A 17,093-nucleotide genomic window follows, 5' to 3' on the forward strand; every position below is an offset into this window, starting at 1 on the left:
CTGGAAGGGACGTGCGGGAGGAGGGACGTCAGCCCTTGACGGCGCCGATCAGGACGCCCTTGGCGAAGTGCCGCTGGAGGAAGGGGTAGACGAGGAGGATCGGGACGATCGCGATGACGAGGATCGCCATCTGCATCGGCAGCTGCGGCGGCAACGCCTCGCCGCTGCCGACCTGTTCGCCGCCGATGGCGCTCTGGTTGACGACGAACGTGCGCAGCACCAGCGCCATGGGCCACTTGTCGGTGGTCTGGATGTAGAGCAGCGCGTTGAAGAACGCGTTCCAGTACCCGACGGCGTAGAACAGGCCGACCACCGCGAGCACCGCCTTGGACAGCGGCAGCACGATGCGGGTCAGCACCGTGAACGCCGAGGCCCCGTCGATGTACGCGGACTCGAACAGCTCCTGCGGCAGCTCCTGGAAGAAGGCCCGCATGACGATCACGTTGAACGCGTTGATCATCACGGGCAGCACCAGGGAGGCGTAGTTGTCCAGCAGCCCGAACTCCCGCACCACCAGGTAGGTCGGGATGATGCCGGGCGAGAACAGCACCGCGCCCAGCAGCAGCATCAGCACCGGCCGGCTGAAGACGGTGCCGGGCCGCGCCAGCCAGTACGCCAGCCCGGCCGAGGCCGCCAGCGACAGCGCCGTGCCGAACACGGTCACCCCGACGGAGATGGCCAGCGCCCGGGTGACCACGCCACCCGACAGCACGGCCTGGTACGCGTCGAAGGTGACGCCGTCCGGCCACATCAACATGCCGCCACCGGCGTCGTTGATCGCCTCCTGGTCGGCCAGCGAGGTGACGATGATCGACCAGAACGGCACCACCACCAGGGCGACGGCGACGAAGAGGGCGACGAACTTCAGCACCTGGACGACCGGGTTCGGCTTCTCCATCCAGATCGGACGCTTACGGCCACGGCTCCGACGAACGGTGTCCTCACCGATCGTGGCCTGCTCCAGCGTGGTCATTTCTGGTACACCCCGCGTTCCCCGAAAGCGTGCGCCAGCTTGTTGGCGCCGATCACCAACAGCACGCCGACCAGGCCCTTGAACAGGCCGGCCGCCGCCGAGACACCCCAACCCCCGCCGAGAATCCCGTAGTTGTACAGCCAGGTGTCCAACACCTCGCTGGCGTCCAGGCCCACCGGACCCTGCTGGAGGATGATCTGCTCGAACCCGACCGAGAGGCTGTTGCCCAGCCGCAGGATCAGCAGCAGGATGAACAGGCCCTTCAACGACGGCAGCGTGATGTGGATCAGCCGGTGCCAGCCGTTGGCCCCGTCGATCGCGGCGGCCTCGTACTGCTCCTCGTCGACCCGGGAGAGCGCGGCCAGGAAGATGATCGTCCCCCAGCCCGCGTCCTTCCAGATCGACTGCGCCGTGATCAACGCCATGAACAGGTCGGGCGTGCCGATGATCTCGACCGTCGGCAGATCGTTCTGGACCAGAAAGGTGTTGAGCGTGCCCGCGTTGCCCAGCATCTGCTGGAAGATGGCGACCACGATCACCCAGGACAGGAAGTGCGGCAGATACAGCACCGACTGCAACAGCCGCTTCAGCCGCTCGCCCGCCAGGCTGTTCAGCAGCAGCGCCAGGAACAGCGGCACCGGGAAGACCAACACCGTCTGGATGACCGTCAGCTGGAGCGTGTTGACCATCGCGTTCCAGAACTCCGGGTTCCCGTCCGTCAGGAACGAGAAGTTGTCGAACCCGACCCACTCCGAGTCGCCGACGCCCAGATACGGCTGGTAGTCCTGGAACGCGATCACGCTGCCCAGCAGCGGCAGATAGTGGAAGCCGACCAACGCCAACGCACCCGGCAGCCCGATCAACAGCAACAGCCGGTCCCGCGCCAGCCGCCGCAGAAACCCCGGCGCCTGCCCCGGGGGCCGCGGCCCGGCCGGCGGCCGTGGACGCCCCCGGCGCGCGACCGCGGCCGGGTCACGTTTCCTGCGCCGCTCACGCATCGTCTCCAGCACGCTCATCTGGACTGAACTCCCTTCGGTGGGCGGTGGGCCCTGGCGGTCAGAGGTGGTCGCCGACCAGCGCGAGGCACTGGATGACGGCCAGGCCGTACTGGGCGCTGGCGTTGGTGGACAGCCGCGCCTCGTCGACGGGGTTGAGCACGTCCGTGCCCTCGACGCGCTCGGCGGTGAAGGGGTGGTCCTCGGGATAGCCGGCGTGCCCGGTGCGCAGCTCCTGCCAGGCACGGGCGGCGAGTTCGTCGTCCTCCAGCCGCACGGCGGCGTAGGCGGTGGCGCGGGAGTAGGCCTGGCGGAGGTTGAGGTTGCCCCAGTCGGAGCCGGTCTCCTCGCGCTGCTCGTCCCCGGACGCGTTGTACAGGCGACAGAACCTGATCCACTGCTCGTGGACCCGCTCGTCGTCGACGAGTTGCAGGAGTTCCGTCATCAGCTCGATCAGGCCGAACACGGAGCTGAGGCTGCCGATGCTGATGCTGGGTTCGGCGGGGCCGGTGAAACGCCCCGTGGTGAGGTCGTAGGTCGTGGTCCCGCCCTGGGCCCAGCCGTTGGGCAGCGCGGCGAGAGTGGTCGCGCCGTTGACCAGCTTGGTGTGGGCGATCTCGTCGCCACCCCGTTCCCACTCGGTCAGCCAGGCCAGCGCGAGGGAGCCCCAGTCGGTGGACTTGCCCAGCGGCAGCGCCTCGGGGTCGGGGTCGAACGGCTCATCGGCGAGCTTGCGGCCCGGGTCGAGGACGAGGAAGGCCCGGTCGGCGTCGACGAGTTCGTGGAGGATGTCGCCGAGGCGCTCGTCGGCGGTGAGGAAGTAGTAGAACCGCTTGTAGCCGGCGTTGCTGATGCGGACCTGTTTGGCGCTGTCGCCCCAGTGCTGGACGCCGTGCCGGGTGCCCAGGCCCTTCCACTCGCCGAGGTGGTACATGTCCACCTCGGAGGTGTGGCGGGTCATCGCCTCCGCGAAGCGGAACGCCTCCGGGCCGCCGGTGCGCAGGTAGTGGTACCACAGCCACAGGTCCGTCGACAGCTCCGAGTTGTCCCACGCGTAGCCGCCCACGTCGTAGCGCCAGGTGTGGCGGTCCCGGTCGTAGTCGTGCATGACGTCGCCGTAGTCCCAGAACCCGTACCAGGAGCGCTGGTCCACCTCGGTGAGGTAGTGGCCGTGCAGGAATGCGAGGTTGTCCTCCAGGCGTTCCCGGGCTGCGGTGGAGCGGTCGACCGGGGCCCAGGAGCCGAACACCCCGGCCGCGTGGTTGTGTTCGGGCGGGCTGATCAGCAGGGGCGGGGTGGCGTTGGCGTCGGCGAGCTGGCTGAAACGCTCGGCGTCGGGGGTGGCCGCCAGGGCCCAGAAGGTGAGTTCGGAGGTGCGGGCCACCCCGTAGGGGGTGCCGAAGCCGGGCTCGTAGTCCTCGTAGGTGATCTCCAGCCCTTCGAGCTGTTCCTCGTAGGTGTCCTGGCCCAGCCCGTCGTGGTAGAAGCGCAGGTCCATCGCGCCGGCGCGCGGGGACCACATCCACACGGTGGCCTGCGCGGTGTCCGTGGCCGCGCCGGTGACCTCCAGCTCGGTCGGGTGCAGCTGCCAGAAGTCCCGCATCCCGAAGGCGAGTCCGCCGCTGGGCGAGCCGACATAGGCCAGGCCCCGGGCGCGCCGGCCGCCGCCCGTCCGCAGCCAGGAGTGGCCGCGTTGGGTGCGCTTGTGGATCTCGAAGCCGTTGGCGGTCAGCTGACTCAGGCTGTAGTCGCCGAACGCGGGGATCAGGTGCAGCCTGCTGGTCACCCGCTGGTCCCAGGTCGCCGGGTCCGGGGTGGCCTGCCCCGCGACCTGGGCCGCCCGCACCGCCTCGCCGGGGTCGCGGCGCAGCCCGGTCAGCCCGCGCACCGCCTCGGCGAGGACGCCCTGGTCCTGGCCGGCGAACCGCACGTGCCGGTCGTGCGGTTGGTCCCGCATCGGCACGTCGAACCGCACGCCGAGGCCGCTGACGAAGTCCCGCTCCGGATCGCCGTCGTAGCAGAAGGTGTGCACCATCCGGATCGCCTCCGACCCGGCGTAGAGGTAGAAGCGGACGGTGAACGGCAGCCAGCCGCGCTGGTTTCGCCGGTGTTTGCCGGTGACCTTCACGACGGCGCGCACCGGGCCCTCCTGCTCGACCGTCACCTCGTCGATCGAGCCGGTGAACGCCTGGGTTTTGATCTCCTCCGGCCGGTCGGTGTCGGCGGCATTCCGCCGGGAGGCGACCAACCGCCCCTTCTCCGCGATCGTCACGTCGCCGCGCCGGACGAACTCCACCAGGTGCTCGCCGTCGCGCTGGAAGGCCACGGCGATCACGCCGGTGTCGACGGTGATCCGCCGGCCGCTGGTGCGCACCGTCACCGGGTGCTCGGGCGCCGCCGGCTCGCCCGGCTCCAGCCGGTAGCCCTCGGCGCGCGGGGCGGAGCCGCTGACGGCGTGCGCGGTCCACTTGATCGAGCCGTCCGGCCACCAGCCGGTCACCCAGGACTGCACGGGCACCGCATCGCCCGCGTCCGTCACCAGCGAGAACGCCTGGTCGGGGCCGAAGGCGCCACGCGGCCACGGCACCCCCCAGGTGGTGCCGGCGGCCAGCTCGGCGGGGGCGCCGCCCTCCAACCACCGCACGCCGACCGGGCCGTGGCCGGTCGGCTCGGCCGGCAGTCCTGGCCGGGAGCCGGGCGCGGCGGTGGCCGTTCCGCTCTGGGCCAACAGCGAGGTGGCCCCGGCGGCTGCCGCCGAGAGCAGGACGTTGCGCCGACTGATGTGAACCACGATGTTCAACTCCTTGAGCGAGCGGTCGAGTAGGGGAGTGGGAGGAGGGGAGGACGGGAGGGGACGTGGGCGCCGGTGCGGCGGCCCGGTGGGTTCGCTCCGGGTTCGCGGGAACTTCCCGTGGCGGGCAGGGGCGGGCTGGTGCGGGTCGGTCGCCGCGCGGGGCCGGCTCTCGGGAGCGCGGAACAGCCCGCGCCCGAGCGGGAGTTGGGGCGACGGGTGTCGTCCACGACGCGGGCCGCCGGAGGCGGGTCCGCCGGTGCGGTCAGGTGCGACGGGGTGGGGTGTCAGCGAGTCTCACGCCGGCCGGATGACCTGACCCGGGCGACTGGAACGTTTCAGTTGGACGGTGACGAGGGCTGGTGGAGCCGGCACGACCTCCCCGTGGAGGCCGCGCGTCCCGCACCTTGACGCAACTCTCGCCAAGAGTCAATAAGTTCGTACGAGATGGCGCATGTGCGTTGCAGAAGATTGCATGGGATCTCTCGTCCGTCGGGTCGTGGTCACGTGCGGTGGAAATGCCGTCGGGAAGGGGTGGCCTCCGCTGCGGCGACGCGGGCAGATATCGGGAGATGCCAGACACCGGGGAGTGTCCCCGGGGCGCCCGTGAGCCCGAGGAGGCGCGCCTTGCCCCGCCGGAGCGCCCAGTGTGCACAGGCATGCGTGAACATGCAACATGCTGATGTCACTAGGGAAATATTGGCAACTCTTGTTGAGATTGTTGACCCGTTGAGCGTTCCGCAGGATCGTGCCTCTGCATCCCCGGGTCGATGCCGTGTCGCTCGGCCCGTCAGACGGACGGGGGCAACGGGCCACGTCCCTCCTCCGTAGAGCCGACAGCAGGGAGAACCCCCCATGCAGTTGAGACGTGTGCACAGGCGTGCCCGCCGCAGGCGGGACATCGGGGCCGCCGTCGCCGGACTGGCCGGCGTCGGGCTGAGCCTGACGCTCCTCGCCGGTCTCGGCCCCGCCGGCGCCGAACCGCCGCCGGCCTCCGCCCCGAACTCCTCCTCCCCGGGCTCCTCAACGGTCGCCGACGTCGGGACGACGGCGGCGGCCCGGCCGATGGAACGGCTGGACCGGGGCGTGGTGGCCGTCCGCGCCGACGAGACCGACGCGTTCGTCTCCTGGCGCCTGCTCGGTCTCGACCCGGAGGGCATCGGGTTCAACGTCTACCGCTCCACCGCCGGCGGCGACTGGACCAGGCTCAACTCCGAGGTCCTGAGCGGCGGCACCAACTTCACGGACACGACGGCCGACCTCACCCGGGAGAACCGTTACCACGTGCGCGCGGTGGTGGACGGCGAGGAGGGCAGCGCCAGCGTCTCCGCCACGCTGGCGGCCGATGCCACGGCCGAGCCCGTCGTCCGCGTCCCGCTCCGCGACGGCGGCGCGGTGAAGTTCTCCTGGGTCGGGGACCTCGACGGCGACGGGGACTACGACTTCGTGATCGACCGACAGACCTCGCCGCAGTCGCTGGAGGCCTACACCAACGAGGGCGAGTTCCTCTGGGCGGTGGACCTGGGGCCCAACAGCGAGAACCAGAACAACATCGAGCCCGGCTCGGCGGCCGTCAACGTCGGCCACTGGGACGGCGTGACCGTCCACGACCTCGACAGCGACGGCCGGGCCGAGGTCGCGCTCCGCGTCGGGGACGGCGTCACCTTCGGCGACGGCACGGTGCACAGCGAGGAGGACGACGTCCACCAGTCGATGGCCATCCTCGACGGCCTCACCGGCGCGCCGCTGGCGACCGCGCCCGTACCCGACGACTACGTCGCCGACGGCCCCATGGGCGCCCGGCTCGGCGTCGGCTACCTCGACGGCGCGACGCCCAGCCTGGTGGCGTACCTGAAGAACCGCATCGGCAGCGGGGACTTCAACCTCATGTACGCCGCCTACCGGTTCGACGGCGACGACCTGACGCAGCAGTGGAAGTGGCTGCGCGGCGACCAGCCGGGCGCCGACGGCCACAACACCCGCATCGTCGACGTCGACGGGGACGGCACCGACGAGATCGCCGAGATCGGCTTCGTCCTCAACGGCGACGGCACCGTGCGCTACTCCCTGGCCGACGAGGGCATCGGCCACGGCGACCGCTTCCACATCACCGACATCGACCCGCGCCACGCCGGCCTGGAGGGCTACGGCGTCCAGCAGGACAACGCCAGCGGCCTGCGCGAGTACTACTACAACGCCCGCACCGGCACCATCCTCTGGGAGCACTTCGGCGAGGGCGTCACGGACGTCGGGCGCGGCATGGCCGGCGACATCGACCCGAACCACACCGGCATGGAGGTCTGGTCCTTCTCCGGCCTCTACAACGCGCGGTCCAACCAACTCACCGAGCCGGACACGTCGTTGGCGCCCTGGCCGCAGCTGGGCATCCACTGGGACGGCGACCTGCCCATCGAACTGCTCAACGACGGCAGGATCGAGCAGTGGGACCCGGAGAACCCCCGGCCGAGCAACAGCCTGCCGCGCCTGCTGAGCACCTGGAACCACGGCGCGGTCAACGCCTCGCAGGGCGTGAACCCCACCTTCTACGGCGACATCCTGGGCGACTGGCGCGAGGAGGCCGTCTACACCAACGCCGACTTCAACGAGCTGATCATCTTCACCACGGACATCCCGACCGACACCCGCCTCTACACCCTCGCGCACAACCCGGCCTACCGGAACGCCATGACGCTCAAGGGCTATATGCAGTCCCACCACGTGGACTACTACCTGGGCTCGGGCATGGCGTCCCCGCCCCGGCCGAACATCACCTACGCCGGGCAGTGACCCGGGTCGGCCCGGCCCCCGCCCGGCGTCGGGCGGGCCGGCGGTGCCGGGGCGGCCGACGCACCGCCCCGGCACCCCGGCGGGCCTGCCCCGCCGCGCCGCTGGCCAACCCCCGGCAAGCCCCGCCCGGCCCGGCAACGTCCGCCGCACCCACCACCGTTCACCCCCCGCACCCGAAGGGACCACCCATGCGCAGACCAGGACGACACAGCGGACGAGCGACGAGCGGCGTCGTGCTGGTGACGGCCGTCGCCATGTTCGTCGGCCTCGTCGGCACGCCGGCCAGGGCCGAGGGCCGGCCGGGCGGAACGCCGCCCGGGACGTGCACCGGCGAGGCACCCGTGCTGTGCCACTACGACGTGGCGCCCGGCAGCTACCGGGTCACCGTGACACTCGGCGGCGACGAGGCGGGCAGCACCTCGGTCCAGGCCGAGACGCGGCGCACCGTCCTGGGCGAGACCCCCACCGGGCCGGGCGAGGTGGTGCGCCGCAGCTTCACCGTGGATGTGCGCACCCCCGAGGGCGAGCCCACAGGACCGGACGGAAGCCCCGGCCTCGACCTGCGCGTCGGCGGGGACAACCCGCGCCTGCTCGACCTGCGCGTCACCCCCGCCTCCCGCACCCGCCAGATCCTGCTGGTCGGCGACTCCACCGTCTGCGACCAGGCCAGCGACCCCTACTCCGGCTGGGGACAGCAACTCCCGCAGTTCCTCCGGCAACAGGTCGTGGTGGCCAACTACGCCGCCTCCGGCGAGGGCACCGGGAGCGTCCTGGCGAAGCCCGAGCTGTTCGACGCCGTGGAGGCCCGCGTCCGCCCCGGCGACCTGGTGCTGGTCCAGCTCGGACACAACGACAAGAGCACCCCGGCCGAGGAGTTCCGCGCCAACCTGGCCACCATGGTCGAGCGGGTCACCGCGCGCGGCGGCGAGCCCGTCCTGGTCACGCCGATCGTGCGCCGCCGCTTCCAGAGCGACGGCGCCCTCGACCCGGTGGCGCTGCACGTCATGGGCGGCGGCGACCTGCCCGCCGCGATGCGTTCGCTGGCCGACGACCTCGACGTGCCGCTGATCGATCTGACCGACCTCACCCGGCAGTTGGTGGAGGACCTGGGCACCGAGGAGTCCAAGGACCTCTACCTCACCAACGTCAACGGCGACAACACCCACACCTCCGTGCACGGCGCCACCGTCTACGCCCGGCTTGTGCTCGACCAGCTGCGCGACCAGCGCCTGATCTCCGCGCGCGCCACCCGCTGACGGGCACCCCACGCCCGCCGCGCCCGCCGGGACCGGCTGAGCCGACGACCGACGACCGACGAGGAAAGGCTTCCGGACATGACCGACCACGAGACAATGTCGCGTCCGCCCCGCCCCGACGCCGACGGGCCGGCTGACGGCGCCTCCCCGGAACTCGGCCTCGCCCTGGGCAGCGGCCGGGCGGTGCTCGACCCGGCGACCGGAGCGCCGCTCCGGTTCGTCGACGACCGGCAACCCGCCCGGCGGTTCCTCCTCGACGAGACCGTGCCCTGGCACTCGGTCGAACACCGCTGGGGCGCCGGGCACCTGGTCACCGACGAGGGCGCGGCCCGCTGGAACGCGCCCGACGAACTGCGGATCGACCGCGACCGCAGCGAGGCCCGCTTCACGCCCCTGCCCGGACTCGGCCTGGTCGTCGAACGCGCCGGCGGCGAACGCCTCAGCGAGCGCTACACGTTCCACCACACCGGCGACCGGCCCGACGGAGCACCGGCCCACGCCGCCGACCCCCTGGCCAACGACCAGGACTGGCACCTCGCCCTCTGGCTCCAACTCGCCGCCGAGGGCGCCCTGCCCCTGGACTGATCGGACGCGCGGCGGCCGGAGCCCACCGGCCGAGGCCCCGGGGCCGCCCTCGGGGCGATCCGTGAAGGTGACGCTGCGCGGCAGGTGAACCATCTGCGGCATACAGGCGTGCCAGTGGCGGGGCACCGGGGTGGTGAACGTGACGGTCAGGAGGTGGGGACCGCCCGGGGCGCCGTGGTGCGGTACCGGGAGGAACGCCTGGAGTTCCGCGAAGTCCAGGCGGCCGGGCGCGTTCTCGGCGACGTTCTCGGCGGGAAGGGCGTGCCTCCGCTGCCCCGTCACCACGGCGGCCGGCGGTCGATCCCGGTGCCAGGCTCGTCACATGAGCGCGCGTAGCGTCGAACGACATCCCCACGGGCAACGAGAAGAAACCGCCCGGGACATCGAAGTACATGTGCATCAGTTCTCCTCGGGAGTCGTTGGGTTCCGGTACGGAGGAGGTGGAGGTGGAGGGGGAGGGGGAACATCGAGTGCCGACTGCTGGTGGAAGTCCTCGACGATCTGCCGTTTCACACGGGCTTCGCGCCGGACCATGGCGCCGACGGCGATGACGAAGGTGAGGAGCAGGGCGGCGAGGCACCACAGGGTGATGCTGAGCGCGACGTTGTCCCGCACGAACTTCAGGATGGCGCCGCGCGACCCGATCTCCCGGTGGATGATGCGGTAGCCACGCGCACAGGCGCCGGCGCCTCTGACGGCGCGGCGTTGGCTGTCGTCGCGTTGCACGCTGGAGGTTCGGTCAGAGGTCGGTAGTGGTCCACGGACCAGGAGGCGGACGCGGAGTAGTCCGTTTCGCCCCGGCTGCCGGCGGCGCGGGAGGCGCCGCCGTGGGCGGGCCCTGGGGCGCGGCGATCGGCGCCGTCGCGGGTCTCGGGATCGGCATCATCGGCTGGAACCGGCTGAGCGGTTCGGGCTCGTCGTCATCGGCCGCCGGCTACCACCCCGGCGCCTTCGGCGACCTGTCGCGCTATCAGTCCGACGCGGCCGGCGCGGTGCGCGCCCAGGCGCGTGCCCAGGCGCGTGCGGCCGCGATGGCGGCCTTCGCCGGTTGGCTGGGCGGTTTCTTCGGCCGGCTTCCGTCACCCGGCAGCGCGGGGGCATGGAACTGGGCGGGGCACGGCGGCGGTTGGAGCGGCGGCTCCGGCGGCTGCGGCTCGTATGTCGGCAGCCGCGCCGGCTACGCCAGCGCCCCCGCCGTCACCCCGCCGCCGCCCCCGCCGCCGCAGAACCCCAACCGTGGTCCCCACCCCGTCCCCGCGCCCACCCTCCCGCCGCCCAAGCCCAACTGGCATCCCAACGCGGGGCGTTGGACGATCAGCCAGGGCTGGGACATGGTGATCGACCAGAGCGAGGCCCGCGGCCTTTTCGCCGACGACCCCTTCACGCCCGAGCCCTCCGACACGGCCCAGCCCGACGGTGTCCCCTCTCACCCGCACCCCCCGGAGGAGGCCGAGGAACAGGACGTCGACTGCACCGCGCATCTCGCCCTCACCACCGCCCAACGCGGCCTCTCCGGCCCCGTCTGGGTGGCGGTGAGTTGTGTGGCAAGGGCCCCGAGCCCGGGGAGGGGAGTCGAACTTCCGTCCCCGGACCGTTGGTTGGCGCTCCCGGTCGGGTCGGGTTCAGCGGGTGGGGTCGAGGGAGAGTTTGCCGAGGTGGGTGCGGGAGGTGAGGGTGTGGTGGGCTTCGGGGGCTTGGGTGAGGGGGTAGGTGCCGCCGGTGAGGGGGGTGAGGGTGCCGTCGCGTACGGCCTTGTAGAGGGCGGTGATGCTGGTGGGGAGGGCGTCGCGGTCGCTGTAGAGGTGGGGGAGCCAGAAGGGGGCGACGTTGATGCCCTTGGTCATGAGGGTGCGGGCGGGGAGGTCGGTGGGGGTGCCGGAGGCGTAGCCGTAGAGGACGAGGGTGCCGCGTGGGGCGAGGGCGTTGAGGGTTTCGTTCAGGAGGGGTCCTGCGGTCATCTCCAGGGCGATGTCGACGGGGCCGCCGGCGGTGTCGAGGATCTGTTCGGCGAGGTGGTCGGTGGTGGGGTCCAGGACGGTGTCGGCGCCGAGTTCGCGGGCGAGGCGGCGTTTGGTTTCGGTGCTGGCCAGGGCGATGACGCGGGCGCCGGTGTGTTTGGCGAGTTGGACGGCGAGGGAGCCGACTCCGCCGCCGGCGGCGGGGATCAAGATGCTGTGGTGGGGGCGGAGTTGGGCGGTGGTGTGGAGGAGGTGCCAGGCGGTCTGGCCCTGGAGGGCGAGGGGGATGGCCTGGTCGTCGGTGATGTCGTCGGGGACTTCCCAGGCGGTGCGGCGGTGGACGTGGGCGTGTTCGGCGTAGCCGCCGCCTCGGGTGAGACCGATGTAACGGCGGCCGTCGGGGGTGGTGCCGAGGACCTCGTTGCCGGGGGTGTGGGGGAGGGTGACGGGGGCGAGGTAGGAGTCGGTGCGGGCGTGGACGTCGGCGTAGTTGATGCCGGCGCGGGTGACCCTCAGCAGGTGGTGCCCCGGGCGCGGCTCAAGGTCCGCGACCTCCTCCACCCGCAGCACCTCGGGCCCACCGAACTCCTTCATCACAACAGCGCGCACAACACTCCTCAATGCAACTGACGGATTCCCGCACGGGCTTGGCCGCAGCACCATAAGGCAGGTTCTCCACGGGGAGCCGGGGACTTCGGGCGATGCGTCCTCGCTCGGCCAGCGGAATGCCGTATGGCTTCCATGAGCGATCGATTTTCTGCCACGTGAGCAAGGGCACCGGATACGGGTTTCCGCGTTGTCCTGTGCTGTTTCTCGGGAAAGGGAACGGCAGTTCAAAGGGGGAAGGTGTCTCGAACACTTAACCTTCGGTCGTCAGCTCGCTTGCGGGCTGCGCCCGCCCCCGCCGGCCGGCCGTCCGTCACGCGAGCCCCGGGCGGCGGCCCTCAACACGCCGCGCCCGCACGCCCGTTGGGGTTCTGCGACGGCTGGTTCACCCGGCGGCCACCTTGTTGATGCCCGGCGGTGGTCCTGGTTGAGGAAGCTTCACATCGTGAGACGGATATGGGGGATCGCACTGGGAGTGCTGTTGCTGGCCGGCGTTGTCGTCGCGGTCGTCGTCGGGCGGGACACCGGGGAGGGCGGGGGTGGAACGACCACGGTCAGCGGCGTGATCGGCTCGGAGAAGGCGGAGTTCTTCGCCGACCCCGACGTGGTGGCGGCCCTCGCCGACGAGGGGCTGACCGTGCGGGCCCAGTCCGTCGGCTCGTGGGCGATGGAGGACGTCGACCTCGGGGACTACGACTTCGCGTTCCCCTCCAGCCAGGGCCCCGCCGACGCGTTGCGCCGCGACAACGGCGATGTGGGCGCCCCGCTGCGGCCGTTCTACTCGCCGCTGGTGGTGCTCGCCCACCGCCAGGCCGTCGAGGTGCTGGCCGCCAACGGCCTGGCCACGCTGGAGGCGGACCACCGCGGCCAGCTCTCCATGGCCGACTATCTCGCCGCGGTCGAAGAGGGCCGCACCTGGCAGGAGTTGGAGGGCGCCGAGGCGCGGGACGGGCTCAGCGGCGTGCTCTATGTCTCCAGCACCGACCCGCTCACCTCCAACTCCGGCGCGCTCTATCTGGCGGCCGCCTCCTTTGTCGCCAACGACGGGCAGGTCGTCGCCGACGAGGCCGCCATCGAGCGCACCGCGCCGCTGCTCGACACCCTCGTGCGGGTCCAGGGCACCCAACAGTCCAGCTCCGACGGGCCGTTCCGCGATTTCGTCAGCGGCGTCGGCAACCCCCTGGTCCTCGCCTACGAGTCGCAGGTCGCCGCGCTGCTGATCGGCGGCGCCGAGGCGGGGGACGCCGGCCCCGGGGACGCCGACGCGGGCGTGGCCGGGGACATGGTGGTGCTCTACCCGGACACCACGGCCACCAGCGACCACACGCTGGTGCCGCTCACCGAGGGCGGCCAACGCCTCGGCGAGGTCCTGACCGAGAGCCCCGAACTGCGCCGCCTCGCCGTTCGGCACGGCTTCCGGCCGCAGGGCGCCACCACCGAGTTCACCGAGGCGACCGCCGAACACTCCGCCTACCTCAGGGACGGGCTCGACGGGGTGCGGCAGGCGCCCGTTCCCACCGCCGACGTGCTGCGCGCCATGGCCGACCGCGCCCGGGGCTGACGCGGGCCCGGCGGAGCCACCCGGCCGACGGCCGCCCGGCCGACGGCCACGTGACCGACAGCCACCCCGCCGTGCCGGATCTCATCGAGGGGGAACCATGACAGAGGGGGAAGTAGTGACAGAGACCGAGAGCCCACTGATCCTCACGCCGCCCGAGCCCGTCGCCCCGGTCCGGGCGGAGCAGGCCTCGGGGCTGGTCCCGCTGGACGCGGAGACCCGCGAGGAACTGGGCCGCCGCGCCGCCACCTATGTCGACTCGCTGTCCGAACTGGACGCGCGGTCACCGGAGTTCTCCACCCGGGTCGGCGAGGTCACCTCGCTCGGCTCGGCCGAGATGCGCGCCGCGGCCCAGCAGTCCAACCGGATGCTCGACCGCAGCGTCCGCTCGCTCGCCCGGGGCGCGGGTGGCGACGCGGCCGACGCGCAGGGCCGGGTCTCCTCGTCGCTGGTGGACCTGCGCCGCACCGTGGAGGACCTCGACCCGCGCGAGTCCTCCGCCGGAGGGGTGCGGCGGCTGCTCTCCCGGCTGCCCGGAGGCAACCGGTTCCGCGACCACCTCGCCCGTTACGCCACCGCGCAGGGCACGCTCCAGAAGATCGTGGCCAGCCTGCGGTCCGGCCAGGACGAGCTGCGCCGCGACAGCGCCGCCCTGCACACCGAGCGCGCCCGCCTCTGGGACACCATGGGAAAGCTCCAAGAGTACGCCGTCCTCACCGAGGCGCTGGACGGCGAACTGCAACGGCGCGTCGACCGGTTGGAGGCGACGGACCCCGAGCAGGCCACGGCGCTGCGCGCCGACCTCCTCTTCCCGGTCCGGCAGAAGCACCAGGATCTGCTGACCCAGCTCGCGGTGTGCGCCCAGGGCTATCTCGCCATGGACGTGGTGCGCCGCAACAACGAGGAGCTGATCAAGGGCGTCGACCGGGCCGCCACCACCACCGTCGCCGCGTTGCGCATCGGCATCATGCTCTCCACCGCCCTGGAGAACCAGCGCAAGGTCGGCGAGCAGATCTCCGCCCTGCGCGGCACCACCGAGGACCTGGTCCGCGCCAACGCCGAGATGCTGGCCACCCAGAGCGGCGAGATCCAGAAGATGGCCGCCGACCCGGCCGTCGGCGCCGAGACCCTGCGCGCCGCGTTCCAGCAGGTCTACCGCACCCTGGACGCCATCGACACCTACAAGGCGCAGGCCACCGAGACCATGGCGGCCACCGCCCGCGCCCTGTCCGACGAGTTGAGCGTCGCGGGGGACCACCTGGAGCGCTCGCGCGCCGGGGACCGGCGCGAGGAGGGCCTGGGATGAGGGCACGCGCACGGCTGGCCGCCTCGCTCGCCGCGCTCGCGCTCGCCGTCGCGGCCTGCACCGGCGACTCGGGCGACGACGGCGGGAACGACGGGAACGGCGGGAACGGCGGCGGCGTCGAGGCCGCCGAGACGGTCCGGATTCTCGCGGGCAGCGAACTGGCCGACATGGAACCGCTGTTGGAACGCGCCGCCGAGGAGACCGGCGTCCGCGCCGACATCACCAGCGTCGGCACCCTCGACGCCACCCGCCAGGTGCTGTCCGGCGAGGCCGACGGCGCCTACGACGCGGTGTGGCTGGCCACCAACGACTACCTCAGGCTGCACCCCGAGGCCGAGGAGCGCGTCCTCACCGAGACCTCGATCATGACCTCGCCCGTCGCCCTGGGCCTGCGCCCGGAGGCCCTCGCCCGGCTCGGCTGGCAGCTCGACGAGATCACCTGGGCCCAGGTCCACGAGGCCGCGACGGCCGGCGAGCTGACCTTCGGCATGACGGACCCGACGCGTTCCAACTCCGGCTACAGCGCGCTGATCTCGGTGACCTCCGCGCTCTCCGGCGCCCAGTCCGCGCTCACCTCGGAGGATGTGACGGGCAGCGCCGACCGGCTGGTGGAGCTGTTCGCCGGGCAGCGGCTCACCTCCGGCTCCTCGGGCTGGCTCGCCGAGGCGTTCCAACAGCGCGACGACGTCGACGCGTTGATCAACTACGAGTCCGTGCTGCTCGGCCTGGACCGCGACGGCGCCGCCGACCTGGCGGTGGTCCGCCCGCTGGACGGCGTGGTCACCGCCCGCTACCCGCTCACCACCCTGACCTCCGCCTCGCCCGAGGCGGCCGAGGCGCTGCGCCTCCTCGGCGGGTATCTGCGGAGCCCGGAGGCGCAGCGCGCCCTCACGGAGGAGACGTTGCGCCGCCCGGTCGCCACCGGGGTCGCGGCAGCCGAGGCGATTCCCGGCGGGCAGCGCCGCGAACTGCCCTACCCGGGCTCGCTCGACGTCGCCGACGCGCTCCTCGACGCCTACGACAGCGAGCTGCGCCGCCCCTCCCGCACGCTCTATGTGCTGGACACGTCGGGTTCGATGGACGGGGAGCGGCTGGCCGCGCTCCAGGACGCGCTGCGTCGCCTCACCGGCGCGGACGCCCCGGCGGGGCAGCGGTTCAGGGACCGGGAGCAGGTGACGTTGATGCCGTTCAACGACAACGTGGTCTCCGCCGAGACCTGGACGGTCGAGGCCGAGCGCCGCGAGGACGCCCTGGCCGGCATCCGTTCGGGCATCGACTCCCTCACCGCGCTGGGCGGCACCGCCCTCTACGCCAGCCTGATCGAGGCGTACGAGCTGCTGGCCGACGAGGGCGCGCGGGACGCGTTCACCTCCATCGTGCTGATGACCGACGGGCAGAACATCGACGACGTGACCGCTACGACCTTCCAGGACTACTACGCGGCGCTCGACGAGGAGTGGCGCCAAGTGCCGGTGTTCACCATCCTGTTCGGCGACTTCGATCCGGCCGAGCTTCAGCGGATCGCCGACCAGACCGGGGGCGCGCTGTTCGACGCGGTCAGCGGCCCGCTCGACGACGCGTTCCAGGAGATCCGTGGCTACCAGTAGCGGTCCTGCGGCCCGGGCCCTGGCCTACCTGGAGTCGCGGAAGAACCTGACGGGCTGCGTCTGCGGGCTGGTCGGCCTGGTGACGGTGTTCACCGGGCTGGCCGGCGCCTACTGGCCGGTCGTGGTCGCCGGCCTGTACGGGGCGGGCGCGCTGATCGCCCCGCCCGAGCGGGCCGCGCGCCCGCTGTTCGCGGGAACGGGTGGCCCCGGCGGCGAACTGGACGCCGTTCGGGCCGACTTCGCCGCCCTGCGCGACTATGTCGCGGGCCTGGACGTGCCCGCCGAGGCGACGGTGCCGGCCGCCGAGGTCGACGATCTGCTGGCCGCCCTCCTCGAACCCGGCTGGGTGGCCGAGGAGATCGCCGCCGACCCCGAGGCGGTGCACGTCCTGGGCCGCGCCGTGCGCACCGACCTCCCGGAGGCGTTCGACGCGTACCAGCGCACCCGCTGGTGGGCCAGGCTCCAGCCGGGCGCCGACCCGGCCGAGCGCCACCTCAGGCGGCAACTGGAGTTGTTGCGGGAGGAGTTGGGAACGGTCGCCGAGCTGGTCCGGGAGTCGCTGGAACGTCGGCAGCGGACCCACACCACCTATCTGGAGTCCAGGTCCGGTGACCGGGAGACGCCGCCCGAGGGCCTTGGCGACGGCCGCACCCCGGGGTGAGCCGGCCGCG

General features: G+C 72.2%; 12 protein-coding genes. 7 read left to right on the forward strand and 5 right to left on the reverse strand.

The window, feature by feature from the left end:
* Positions 1 to 28: 28 nt before the first annotated feature.
* The 3 genes from FH609_RS14825 to FH609_RS14835 are packed head-to-tail and all read right to left on the reverse strand — an operon-like array spanning position 29 to position 4,759.
* On the reverse strand, positions 29 to 973 hold the full coding sequence (locus FH609_RS14825) for a carbohydrate ABC transporter permease (protein ID WP_139667705.1): 945 nt from the start codon (positions 971 to 973) through the stop codon (positions 29 to 31).
* Positions 970 to 1,989, reverse strand: a complete 1,020-nt coding sequence (locus FH609_RS14830) for an ABC transporter permease (protein WP_226961670.1) — start codon at positions 1,987 to 1,989, stop codon at positions 970 to 972. The genes FH609_RS14825 and FH609_RS14830 overlap by 4 nt, the downstream gene beginning before the upstream one ends.
* A 40-nt stretch (positions 1,990 to 2,029) precedes the next feature.
* Positions 2,030 to 4,759: a Tat pathway signal sequence domain protein gene (locus FH609_RS14835; RefSeq protein WP_139667706.1), complete on the reverse strand. Its 2,730-nt coding sequence runs from the start codon at positions 4,757 to 4,759 to the stop codon at positions 2,030 to 2,032.
* Between the two features lie 855 nt (positions 4,760 to 5,614).
* Here FH609_RS14835 and FH609_RS14840 point away from each other — a divergent pair.
* The 3 genes from FH609_RS14840 to FH609_RS14850 all read left to right on the forward strand — a co-directional run bounded on the left by FH609_RS14840 (position 5,615) and on the right by FH609_RS14850 (position 9,387).
* Complete coding sequence (locus FH609_RS14840; RefSeq protein ID WP_226961671.1) at positions 5,615 to 7,546, forward strand: hypothetical protein; 1,932 nt, start codon at positions 5,615 to 5,617, stop codon at positions 7,544 to 7,546.
* A 188-nt stretch (positions 7,547 to 7,734) separates the two neighbouring features.
* Entirely contained in the window at positions 7,735 to 8,802 is a 1,068-nt protein-coding gene (locus tag FH609_RS14845; protein WP_226961672.1) for a rhamnogalacturonan acetylesterase, read from the forward strand.
* Positions 8,803 to 8,880: 78 nt separating this feature from the next.
* A complete protein-coding gene (locus tag FH609_RS14850) occupies positions 8,881 to 9,387 on the forward strand; it encodes a hypothetical protein (RefSeq protein WP_139667707.1) in 507 nt (168 codons plus the stop codon).
* A gap of 399 nt (positions 9,388 to 9,786) precedes the next feature.
* On the opposite strand, the gene FH609_RS14855 is transcribed toward FH609_RS14850, so the two are convergent.
* Positions 9,787 to 10,113 (reverse strand): hypothetical protein, encoded by a 327-nt coding sequence (locus FH609_RS14855; protein ID WP_139667708.1) that lies wholly within the window; start codon positions 10,111 to 10,113, stop codon positions 9,787 to 9,789.
* 896 nt (positions 10,114 to 11,009) lie between these two features.
* Complete coding sequence (locus FH609_RS14860) at positions 11,010 to 11,954, reverse strand: quinone oxidoreductase family protein (RefSeq protein WP_139667709.1); 945 nt, start codon at positions 11,952 to 11,954, stop codon at positions 11,010 to 11,012.
* A 442-nt stretch (positions 11,955 to 12,396) separates the two neighbouring features.
* Between FH609_RS14860 and FH609_RS14865 the strand changes: the two genes are divergently transcribed.
* The 4 genes from FH609_RS14865 (at position 12,397) to FH609_RS14880 (ending at position 17,083) form a co-directional block, all read left to right on the forward strand.
* Complete coding sequence (locus tag FH609_RS14865) at positions 12,397 to 13,512, forward strand: hypothetical protein (RefSeq protein ID WP_226961673.1); 1,116 nt, start codon at positions 12,397 to 12,399, stop codon at positions 13,510 to 13,512.
* Positions 13,513 to 13,609: 97 nt separating this feature from the next.
* Positions 13,610 to 14,815, forward strand: coding sequence for a toxic anion resistance protein (locus FH609_RS14870; RefSeq protein ID WP_139667710.1), 1,206 nt, complete (start codon positions 13,610 to 13,612; stop codon positions 14,813 to 14,815).
* Positions 14,812 to 16,422, forward strand: coding sequence for a VWA domain-containing protein (locus tag FH609_RS14875; protein WP_139667711.1), 1,611 nt, complete (start codon positions 14,812 to 14,814; stop codon positions 16,420 to 16,422). The genes FH609_RS14870 and FH609_RS14875 overlap by 4 nt, the downstream gene beginning before the upstream one ends.
* Positions 16,409 to 17,083 (forward strand): hypothetical protein, encoded by a 675-nt coding sequence (locus FH609_RS14880; RefSeq protein ID WP_193317903.1) that lies wholly within the window; start codon positions 16,409 to 16,411, stop codon positions 17,081 to 17,083. The genes FH609_RS14875 and FH609_RS14880 overlap by 14 nt, the downstream gene beginning before the upstream one ends.
* Positions 17,084 to 17,093 lie beyond the last annotated feature (10 nt).

Origin of the sequence: Streptomyces sp. 3MP-14 (genome assembly GCF_006334905.2) — a bacterium.
Lineage (GTDB): Bacteria > Actinomycetota > Actinomycetes > Streptomycetales > Streptomycetaceae > Streptomyces > Streptomyces triticirhizae.

What these genes read in the sequence shown, in the direction of transcription:
- FH609_RS14870 (WP_139667710.1), top strand. Translation starts at nt 13,610, where the DNA reads ATGACAGAGGGGGAAGTAGTGACAGAGACCGAGAGCCCACTGATCCTC.
- FH609_RS14830 (WP_226961670.1), bottom strand. Translation starts at nt 1,989, where the DNA reads ATGAGCGTGCTGGAGACGATGCGTGAGCGGCGCAGGAAACGTGACCCG.
- FH609_RS14845 (WP_226961672.1), top strand. Translation starts at nt 7,735, where the DNA reads ATGCGCAGACCAGGACGACACAGCGGACGAGCGACGAGCGGCGTCGTG.
- FH609_RS14875 (WP_139667711.1), top strand. Translation starts at nt 14,812, where the DNA reads ATGAGGGCACGCGCACGGCTGGCCGCCTCGCTCGCCGCGCTCGCGCTC.
- FH609_RS14850 (WP_139667707.1), top strand. Translation starts at nt 8,881, where the DNA reads ATGACCGACCACGAGACAATGTCGCGTCCGCCCCGCCCCGACGCCGAC.
- FH609_RS14840 (WP_226961671.1), top strand. Translation starts at nt 5,615, where the DNA reads ATGCAGTTGAGACGTGTGCACAGGCGTGCCCGCCGCAGGCGGGACATC.
- FH609_RS14825 (WP_139667705.1), bottom strand. Translation starts at nt 973, where the DNA reads ATGACCACGCTGGAGCAGGCCACGATCGGTGAGGACACCGTTCGTCGG.